This window comes from Streptomyces sp. NPDC053750 (genome assembly GCF_044544295.1).
GTDB lineage: Bacteria > Actinomycetota > Actinomycetes > Streptomycetales > Streptomycetaceae > Streptomyces.
The window spans coordinates 56,390-65,097 of the sequence record NZ_JBITXB010000027.1 but is presented as its reverse complement, the minus strand read 5'-3'; the positions used below and the strand labels follow the sequence as shown (position 1 = coordinate 65,097).

The window sequence follows — 8,708 nt, the reverse complement described above, 5'->3', positions numbered from 1 at the left end:
ACGGGGGAGGAGGCGCTGGCGCGTGCCTTCGACCTGGTGCGTCAGATCCAGAAGACGCCGATCGTGGTCAACGACTCGCGCGGTTTCTTCACCTCCCGGATCATCGGCCACTTCATCAACGAGGGTGTCGCGATGGTCGGCGAGGGCATCGAGCCCGCGTCCGTCGAGCAGGCCGCGGCCCAGGCCGGCTACCCGGCCAAGGTCCTCAACCTGATGGACGAGCTGACCCTCACCCTCCCGCGGAAGATCCGCAACGAGACGAAGAGGGCCGTGGAGGAGGCGGGCGGCACCTGGACCGCGCACCCCGCCGAGGCCGTCATCGACCGCATGGTCGACGAGTTCCAGCGCCCCGGCCGCAGCGGCGGCGCCGGCTTCTACGAGTACGGCGAGGACGGCAAGCGGGCCGGCCTGTGGCCCGGGCTGCGCGAGCACTTCACCAAGCCGGGCCACGAGATCCCCTTCAAGGACATGCAGGAGCGCATGCTCTTCTCGGAGGCACTCGACACGGTGCGGCTCCTGGAGGAGGGCGTCCTGACCTCCGTCGCCGACGCCAACATCGGCTCCATCTTCGGCATCGGCTTCCCCGGCTGGACCGGCGGCATCCTCCAGTACATCAACGGCTACGAGGGCGGCCTGCCCGGCTTCGTCGCCCGCGCCCGCGAACTCGCCGACCGCTACGGCGAGCGCTTCACGCCGCCCGCGCTGCTGGTGGAGAAGGCGGACAAGGGGGAGGTCTTCACCGACGGCCGCTGAGCCGCCGGATCACTCGCCGACCTCCTCGTCGAGCCACTCCCGCAGCTCCTGGCGCAGCGACCGCTGGAACGTGGTCAGCAGCGCCTGCACCACGAGCGGGTGCATGTGGGCGGACAGGGACCGCACGTCCCGCGCGTCGCGTTCGGCGACCGCGTCGCGCAGCAGTCGCGACAGGTCGCGCGCAGCGGCGCGGGAGTGCCCGAGGAGGGCCGTGCGGGCGGCGAGGACCGTCTCGGGGGAGAAGGGCACGTCGAGCAGCTCGACGCCGAGCCTCAGCAGCCCGGCGTCGACGCGGTAGACGTCTTCGTCCTCGTCTCCGTCTTTGTCCCGCGTGACGACGTCCATCGCCGCGAGCCGGTCCACGTCGTCGTCCGTCAGCGGTCGGCCCGCCCGCCGGACCAGCTCCTCGCGGGTGACGCGCTCCACCGTCTCCGGTGCCCAGGAGGCCACCACCGCGCGGTGCAGCGCGAGGTCGTGGGCGCTCAGGTCGGGCGGCAGCTGCTTCAGGTACCGCTCGATCGCGGCCAGCGTCATGCCCTGGTGCTGCAACTCCTCGATCAGCGCCAGCCGGGCCAGGTGCTCCCCGCCGTAGTGCCCCACCCGGCGCGGGCCGATCACGGGCGGCGGCAGCAGTCCCTTGGTGCCGTAGAAGCGGACCGTGCGCACCGTGACGCCGGCCCGCGCGGCCAGCTCGTCGATCGTGAGGGTCGGCTCCTCGGTGTCGGTCGTCGTCATGTGCAGCAGTATCGCTGTCCCACCATTGCTGTGACACCTCTCGTGTCGCCTTCTGTGTCGCCTTCTGTGTCGCCTTTTGTGCAGCACATGGAGAGGGCCGACGGATCCTGTGACAAGTCACGCTGTGTGACATGAGCCATCGCATGGGAACGCAGCGTCGTGGGAAGGTGCTGCCTCGGTCTGTGCCGCGAGGGTGGTGCGGGCCTTGTCACTGTACGGACGACCTGGGCGTATCCCGCCCGGGCGCACCAGAGAGTGGAACCACCCGTGAGCAAGGATGCCGTCGCCACGGCACAGGCCGCCGCCCACCCCCAGGCGGCCGCACAACCCGCAGACGCGGGTGACGCCGGCTACAGCAAGGACCTCAAGGCCCGCCACGTCAACATGATCGCCATCGGCGGAGCGATCGGCACCGGTCTCTTCCTCGGCGCCGGCGGGCGCCTGCGCGACGCCGGACCGGCGCTCGCCATCGCCTACCTCGTCTGCGGAGTCTTCGCCTTCTTCGTCGTCAGGGCGCTCGGTGAGCTCGTGCTCTACCGGCCCTCCTCCGGGTCCTTCGTGTCGTACGCGCGTGAGTTCCTCGGTGAGAAGGGCGCCTACGTCGCCGGCTGGATGTACTTCCTGAACTGGTCGACGACCGGCATCGCCGACATCACCGCGATCGCGCTGTACACGCACTACTGGAGCATGTTCACGAGCATCCCCCAATGGGTGCTCGCCCTGATCGCCCTCGCGGTGGTCCTGGCCGTGAACCTCATCTCGGTGAAGATCTTCGGCGAGATGGAGTTCTGGTTCGCGATCATCAAGGTCGCCACGCTCGTCGGCTTCATGCTGATCGGCATCTTCCTGCTGGCCACCCAGCACGACGTGGGCGGTCACACCCCGGGCATGAGCATGATCACCGATCATGGAGGCATCCTCCCGCACGGCGTGATGCCCGTCGTCCTCGTCATGCAGGGCGTGATCTTCGCGTACGCCGCCCTGGAGCTGGTCGGCGTCGCCGCCGGCGAGACCGCCGAGCCGGAGAAGGTCGTCCCGCGCGCGGTGAACTCGATCATGTGGCGCGTCGCCCTCTTCTACGTCGGCTCCGTCGTCCTGCTGGCCCTGCTGCTGCCCAGCTCGGTCTACTCCGGCGACCAGAGTCCCTTCGTCACCGTCCTGTCCAAGATCGGTGTCCCCGCGGCCGGTGACGTGATGAACCTCGTGGTCCTCACGGCGGCCATGTCGTCCCTGAACTCGGGCCTGTACTCCACCGGCCGCATCCTGCGCTCCATGGCGATGGCGGGCTCCGCGCCCAGGTTCACCGGCGTGATGAGCCGCAGCCAGGTGCCCTACGGCGGCATCCTGCTGACCTGTGGCATCTGCGTCCTCGGCGTGGGCCTGAACTTCCTGGTGCCGAGCAAGGCCTTCGAGATCGTGCTGAACGTCGCCTCCCTCGGCATCATCAGCACCTGGGTGATCATCATGATCTGCCACCTGATCTTCGTGCGGAGGGCGCGTGCGGGACTGGTCGCCAGGCCGCACTTCCGCCTGCCGGGCAGCCCCGTCACGGAGATCGCCACGATCGCCTTCCTGCTGGCCTGTCTCGGCATGATGTGGAACGACCCCGAGGTGGGCCGCAAGACCCTGATGCTCGTCCCCGGGATCGCGGTGCTGCTGGTCGCCGGCTGGTTCGGCGTCCGCCGCCGGGTGGCGCGGAACGCCGAGCAGGAGCTGTCCGGGCTGACGAAGGAGTAGCAGCCCGGGACCACTGTCAGTGGTGACCCGTACGGTGGCGTCATGTCGGAGATCAGGTATGTCCGGGGCGACGCCACCGTTCCGTCGGTCAAGGGCGTCAAGGTGATCGCCCATGTCTGCAACGACCTCGGCGGCTGGGGCAAGGGCTTCGTCCTGGCCGTATCCCGCCGCTGGCCGGAGCCGGAGGCGGCCTACCGCGCCTGGCACCGCGACCGCGCGTCGAACGACTTCGGGCTGGGCGCCGTCCAGTACGTCCAGGTCGAGCCGTACGTCTGGGTGGCCAACATGATCGGCCAGCGCGGCGTCAGAACCGGCAGCAAGGGCGCCCCCGTCCGCTACGAGGCGATCGACACGGCGCTGGGCCACCTCGCCGACAGGGCGACCGAGCTGAACGCATCCGTGCACATGCCCCGCATAGGCTGCGGCCTGGCCGGCGGCAAGTGGTCCCGCGTCGAGCCGCTCGTCACCGAGCGCCTGGCGCGGCGAGGCGTCCCCGTGACGGTCTACGACCACGGGGACGCCGCCTGAGGACCGGCGCCGTCAGGCGCTCAGTGCTCGTGCACGTCGTTGGTCGCGGCGATCTTCCGCCACGACCGGGGCCGCTCGGGCGCCTCCGACGCCTTCGCGAGGGACGCCGCGCGTGCCGCCGGCGCGTCCGGCTTCGACGGCTGGAACAGCCAGGTGTCGAACAGCGCGGCCAGCGGCTTGCCGGACACCTCCTCGGCGTACCGCTGGAAGTCGGCGACGGACGCGTTGCCGTGGGCGTACCGCTGCGGCCAGCCCTTCAGGACCTCGAAGAAGGCCTCGTCGCCGATCTCGTTCCGCAGCGCCTGGACCGCGAGCGCGCCCCGGTCGTAGACCGCGATGTCGAACTGGTTCTCGGGTCCGGGATCGCCGGGCCGCACCGTCCAGAACGGGTCGTCGGCGGGGTGCGAGGCATACGTGTAGTCGGCCAGCTCCTGCGCCGTGCCCTCGCCCTCGTGCTCGGACCACAGCCACTGGGCGTACCGCGCGAAGCCCTCGTTGATCCAGATGTCCTTCCAGCCGCGCACGGACACCAGGTCGCCGTACCACTGGTGGGCCAGCTCGTGCACGACGACGGACACGTTCGATCCGTTGGCGAACTGCCGCGGGCTGTAGAACGGCCGGGTCTGTGTCTCCAGCGCGTACCCGGTGTCCGTGTTCGGCACGTATCCGCCGAGCGCGTTGTAGGGATAGGGCCCGAAGTAGCCGGTCAGCCAGTCGGCGATCTCCCCGGTCCGCTCCACGCTGGCCCGCGCCGCGCCGTCGTGCGCGCCGAGGTCCTTGCTGTAGGCGTTGACGACCGGGATGCCGCCGTCGGTCGTGCCGGTGGTGATGTCGAACTTCCCGACCGCCAGCGTCGCGAGATACGTCGCCTGCGGCTTGTCGGACCGCCAGTTCCAGCGGGTCCAGCCGAGCCGTGAGCTCGTCGACTGGAGCGTGCCGTTGGAGATGGCCTGCGTGCCGTCCGGCACCTGCACCGACACGTCGTAGGTGGCCTTGTCGAGCGGGTGGTCGTTGCTCGGGAACCACCACGCCGCGGCCTCGGGTTCGTTCGCGGCGACGCCGCCGTCCGGAGTGCGGTGCCAGCTGGTGAAGCCGTACGCCTGCTTCGTGGACGGCACGCCGCTGTAGCGGACGACGACGGTGACGGGCGTGGCCTTGCGCAGCGGGCTCTTCGGGGTGATCTCCAGTTCGTGCTCGCCCGAGGTCGTGAACGACGCCTTCGCGCCGTTCACCCGGACCTCGCCGACGTCCAGCAGGAAGTCCAGGTTGAACCGTGACAGGTCCTCGGTGGTGCGGGCCAGGATCGTCGCCGTGCCTTCCAGCCGGTCCGTGGCCGGCTGGTACTTCAGGCGCAGGTCGTAGTGGGAGACGTCGTATCCGCCGTTGCCGTAGGCCGGGTAGTAGGGGTCGCCGATGCCCGGAGCGCCGGGGGAGTGGGCCGCCGCCGACGCCGGGATCGCCGACATGAGCAAGGCGGCGCCCAGCGCGCCCGGCACGATGATTCTGCGGTGCACGAAAGCTCCAAGTCGTAGGGGCACGAAGTCTGTTCGAAGCCTATGCAGCCCCTGTGGGCACAGTCATGTCCACGGCCACTCGTGTCACACGATCGCCATTCGGCCGTCATGAGACACCTGACGCCCTCTTCTGCACGGCAGTTGACCGATGTACCGTCCCGCGCATGCCTCTACGCATGCGCTTCACGATCTGGAGACCGCTCGCGACGGCGGCCACGGCCGCTCTCATGGCAACCTTCCTCACGCCCGCCGCGACGGCACACCCCGCACCGCGACAGAGCGAACCCGTCCATTCCTACGCCGACGCCGTCCGCGAGGCCGTCTGGGTGGACACCGGGTACGACGGGGACGGCGACGGCGCGGACGACCGCGTCGCCGTCGACATCGTCCGCCCCCGCGAACCCGCCGCCCAGGGCCGGAAGATCCCGGTCATCATGGACGCCAGCCCGTACTACTCCTGCTGCGGGCGCGGCAACGAGAGCCAGAAGAAGACGTACGACGCGAACGGCGACGTCGTCGGGATGCCGCTTTACTACGACAACTACTTCGTGCCCCGCGGCTACGCCTTCGTCGGCGTCGACCTGGCCGGCACCAACCGCTCCGACGGCTGCGTCGACGTCGGTGGGCGCTCCGACGTCCAGTCCGCGAAGGCCGTCGTCGACTGGCTGAACGGCCGCGCGAAGGCGTACACCAGCCGCACCGGCGGCGAGCGTGCCGAGGCCGACTGGACCAACGGCAGGACCGGCATGATCGGCAAGAGCTGGGACGGCACCATTGCCAATGGCGTGGCCGCGACCGGCGTCGAGGGCCTGGAGACCATCGTCCCGATCGCCGCCATCTCCTCCTGGTACGACTACTACTTCAGCCAGGGCGCCCCGCTCTACGACTCCGGCCCGGACTGGCTGTCGAACTACGTCAACAGCCCCGACGCCCGCGCCAAGTGCGACGCCGTTCAGCGCAAGCTCGTCGACGGCGCCCCGCGCACCGGCGACTGGACGAAGCTGTGGACCGAGCGCGACTACGTGAAGGCCGCGAGCAAGGTGAAGGCGAGCGTCTTCCTCGTCCACGGCATGCAGGACCTCAACGTCCGCATGCAGCACGTCGGCCCGTGGTGGGACGCCCTCGCGAAGAACGGCGTCGACCGCAAGATCTGGCTCTCCCAGACCGGCCACGTCGACCCCTTCGACTTCCGCCGCGCCGAGTGGGTCGACACCCTGCACCGCTGGTTCGACCACGAACTCCTCGGCTACGACAACGGTATCGACCGCGAGCCGATGGCCGACATCGAACGCCGGCCCGACCAGTGGGAGACGTCGAAGAGCTGGCCGCCGCGCTCCACGGCCACCACGACCCTGCGCCCCGCCGACGGCGCGCAGCCGGGCGTCGGCACCCTCGGCCTGCGCCGCGACCACGGCACCGAGGCCTTCACCGACAACCCGGCGCTGAGCGAGACCGACTGGGCCGCACACATCGACAAGTCGACACCGGAGAAGGCCGGTTTCGTCACCGGCCCGCTCACCCGCGACCTGCGCCTGTCCGGCACCTCCGAGGTCACCGTCACCGCGCGGTCCAGCACCCCGACGGCCCACCTCTCCGCCGTACTCGTCGACCTCGGACCCGACACCATCCGTGACTACGCCGACGGCGGCGAGGGCATCACCACCCTCACCGACCGCACCTGCTGGGGCCCGAGCACCCCGGGCGACAGCTCCTGCTACAAGGAGACGGCGGCGAAGACCACCGACGTGGACCACACGGTCGTCAGCCGCGGCTGGGCCGACCTCGGCAACCACGCCTCCAAGTGGCACGGCCGCCCCCTCACTCCGGGCAAGGCGTACACCGTCACCCTGCACCTCGCGGCCACCGACCACGTCGTCCCGGCCGGCCACCGCCTCGCGCTGATCGTCGCGGGCACCGACAAGGACCTCATCGACCCGCCCGCCGACACGCCGACGCTCACGCTGGACCTCTCCCGCACATCGGCCCGCGTACCGTTCGTCGGCGGCACCGCCGCGTTCGCCGAGGCCACCGCCGGTGCGGCGACCGTCGCCCCCGCGCCCACGCCGCTCGACGGCGTGACCGCGCCGCGCACCACCCACCGCGTCCCGAAGGGAGCCCGATGAACCGCCTGCGCACCCTCACCGTGACCACCGCGGCGGCCGCCGCAGCCCTCGCCGCGTCCCTTCTCACCGCACCGGCCCACGCGGCCGGCACCCCACACCACCCGCCCCGCACGGGCTTCGAGGAGACGAAGGGCGCCCGCTGGACCACCCAGCCCGAGGAGCAGGCGCTGCTGGCCGCCGCCGACCGGGCGAGCAGCCGCGTCACCGTCGACCGCATCGGCACCACCAAGCAGAACCGCCCGCTCCAGCTCGTGACGATCGGCAGGGCCTCCGCCCCGAACAAGGTGCTCCTCGTGTGCAGCCAGCACGGCGACGAGCCCTCCGGCCGCGAGGCCTGCCTGTCCACCGTCCGCGACCTGGCCTGGGCGAAGGACCGGCGCACCCGGCACTTCCTGGACCGCACCACCGTGCTGGTCCTGCCCACCGCCAACCCCGACGGCCGCGCCGCCGACACCCGCGGCAACAGCGACGGCGTGGACATCAACCGCGACCACCTCGCCCTGAAGACGGCCGAGGCCCGCGCCCTGGCCGCCGTCGTCCGCGACCGGCAACCCGACGTCCTCTACGACCTGCACGAGTACGGCGCCACACCCCCGTACTACGACGAGGACCTGTTCGACCTCTGGCCCCGCAACCTCAACACCCACGCCCGGGTCCACGACGAGGCCCGCACCCTGTCCGGGGCGTACGTCCGCCCCGCCGCCGGCGAGGCCGGTCACTCGACCGGCACCTACGGCATCTGGACCGACCCGGTCACCGGCGACCCGATCAAGCAGACCGCCGGAGACGGCCAGGAACGCATCCTGCGGAACATGTCCGGCGTGAAACACGCGGTCGGCCTGCTCATCGAGAGCCGCGTCGACGCCCTCACCGACGCCGAGCGCGAGGACGAGGCCCTGAACAACCGGCGCCGGGTGAACTCCCAGCTCGCCGCCCTGGACGGCATGTTCCACTACGCGGACCAGCGGCGCGGACCCGTCGAGTCGGCCACCCGCACCGCCCGGTGGTCCGGCCTGGCCGACACCGGCCCCGTGTACCTCGGCGGCGCGGACAACGACCCCGCCGAACCCGGCGAGGTGCTCCAGGACCCGCCCTGCGGATACCGGCTCACCCCCGCCCAGTACACGGACCTGAAGGACGAACTGGCACTGCACGGTGTACAGGTGCGTCCGGACGGGGAGAAGGGCGCCTACGTACCGCTGCGCCAGCCACTGCGCGCCCTCGTGCCGCTGCTCCTGGACGAGCGGGCGGCGTACCACGTGACGGTGGGCGCCCCCGACACCCGCTGCTGAGGAGGTGAGTTCTGCGTCGCACGTGG

At 70.8% G+C, this 8,708-nt stretch carries 7 protein-coding genes; 5 read left to right on the top strand and 2 right to left on the bottom strand.

Annotated elements, in window-relative coordinates:
- Positions 1–753: 3-hydroxyacyl-CoA dehydrogenase family protein (locus ACIGO6_RS38335; protein WP_399884842.1), on the top strand; the 753-nt coding region annotated here is incomplete at its 5' end.
- A gap of 9 nt (positions 754–762) precedes the next feature.
- On the opposite strand, the gene ACIGO6_RS38330 is transcribed toward ACIGO6_RS38335, so the two are convergent.
- Positions 763–1,488, bottom strand: coding sequence for a MerR family transcriptional regulator (locus ACIGO6_RS38330; RefSeq protein ID WP_399884840.1), 726 nt, complete (start codon positions 1,486–1,488; stop codon positions 763–765).
- A gap of 267 nt (positions 1,489–1,755) precedes the next feature.
- Here ACIGO6_RS38330 and ACIGO6_RS38325 point away from each other — a divergent pair, with 267 nt between their 5' ends.
- Together ACIGO6_RS38325 and ACIGO6_RS38320 are read left to right on the top strand one after the other, a co-directional pair.
- Positions 1,756–3,225 carry an amino acid permease gene (locus ACIGO6_RS38325; protein ID WP_399884838.1) on the top strand — a complete coding sequence of 490 codons (1,470 nt, stop codon included), beginning with the start codon at positions 1,756–1,758 and terminating at the stop codon, positions 3,223–3,225.
- A 42-nt stretch (positions 3,226–3,267) separates the two neighbouring features.
- Positions 3,268–3,753 carry a macro domain-containing protein gene (locus ACIGO6_RS38320; RefSeq protein ID WP_399884836.1) on the top strand — a complete coding sequence of 162 codons (486 nt, stop codon included), beginning with the start codon at positions 3,268–3,270 and terminating at the stop codon, positions 3,751–3,753.
- A gap of 20 nt (positions 3,754–3,773) precedes the next feature.
- Here ACIGO6_RS38320 and ACIGO6_RS38315 read toward each other — a convergent pair whose 3' ends face one another.
- Positions 3,774–5,267, bottom strand: a complete 1,494-nt coding sequence (locus tag ACIGO6_RS38315) for a M1 family metallopeptidase (RefSeq protein ID WP_399884834.1) — start codon at positions 5,265–5,267, stop codon at positions 3,774–3,776.
- 164 nt (positions 5,268–5,431) lie between these two features.
- On the opposite strand from ACIGO6_RS38315, the gene ACIGO6_RS38310 reads away from it, so the two are divergent.
- Together ACIGO6_RS38310 and ACIGO6_RS38305 are read left to right on the top strand one after the other, a co-directional pair.
- Positions 5,432–7,390: a Xaa-Pro dipeptidyl-peptidase gene (locus ACIGO6_RS38310; RefSeq protein ID WP_399884832.1), complete on the top strand. Its 1,959-nt coding sequence runs from the start codon at positions 5,432–5,434 to the stop codon at positions 7,388–7,390.
- Positions 7,387–8,682 carry a M14 family metallocarboxypeptidase gene (locus ACIGO6_RS38305; RefSeq protein ID WP_399884830.1) on the top strand — a complete coding sequence of 432 codons (1,296 nt, stop codon included), beginning with the start codon at positions 7,387–7,389 and terminating at the stop codon, positions 8,680–8,682. Before ACIGO6_RS38310 ends, ACIGO6_RS38305 begins: the two co-directional genes overlap by 4 nt.
- Positions 8,683–8,708: the final 26 nt, after the last annotated feature.

What these genes read in the sequence shown, in the direction of transcription:
- ACIGO6_RS38305 (WP_399884830.1), top strand. Translation starts at nt 7,387, where the DNA reads ATGAACCGCCTGCGCACCCTCACCGTGACCACCGCGGCGGCCGCCGCA.
- ACIGO6_RS38330 (WP_399884840.1), bottom strand. Translation starts at nt 1,488, where the DNA reads ATGACGACGACCGACACCGAGGAGCCGACCCTCACGATCGACGAGCTG.
- ACIGO6_RS38320 (WP_399884836.1), top strand. Translation starts at nt 3,268, where the DNA reads ATGTCGGAGATCAGGTATGTCCGGGGCGACGCCACCGTTCCGTCGGTC.
- ACIGO6_RS38310 (WP_399884832.1), top strand. Translation starts at nt 5,432, where the DNA reads ATGCCTCTACGCATGCGCTTCACGATCTGGAGACCGCTCGCGACGGCG.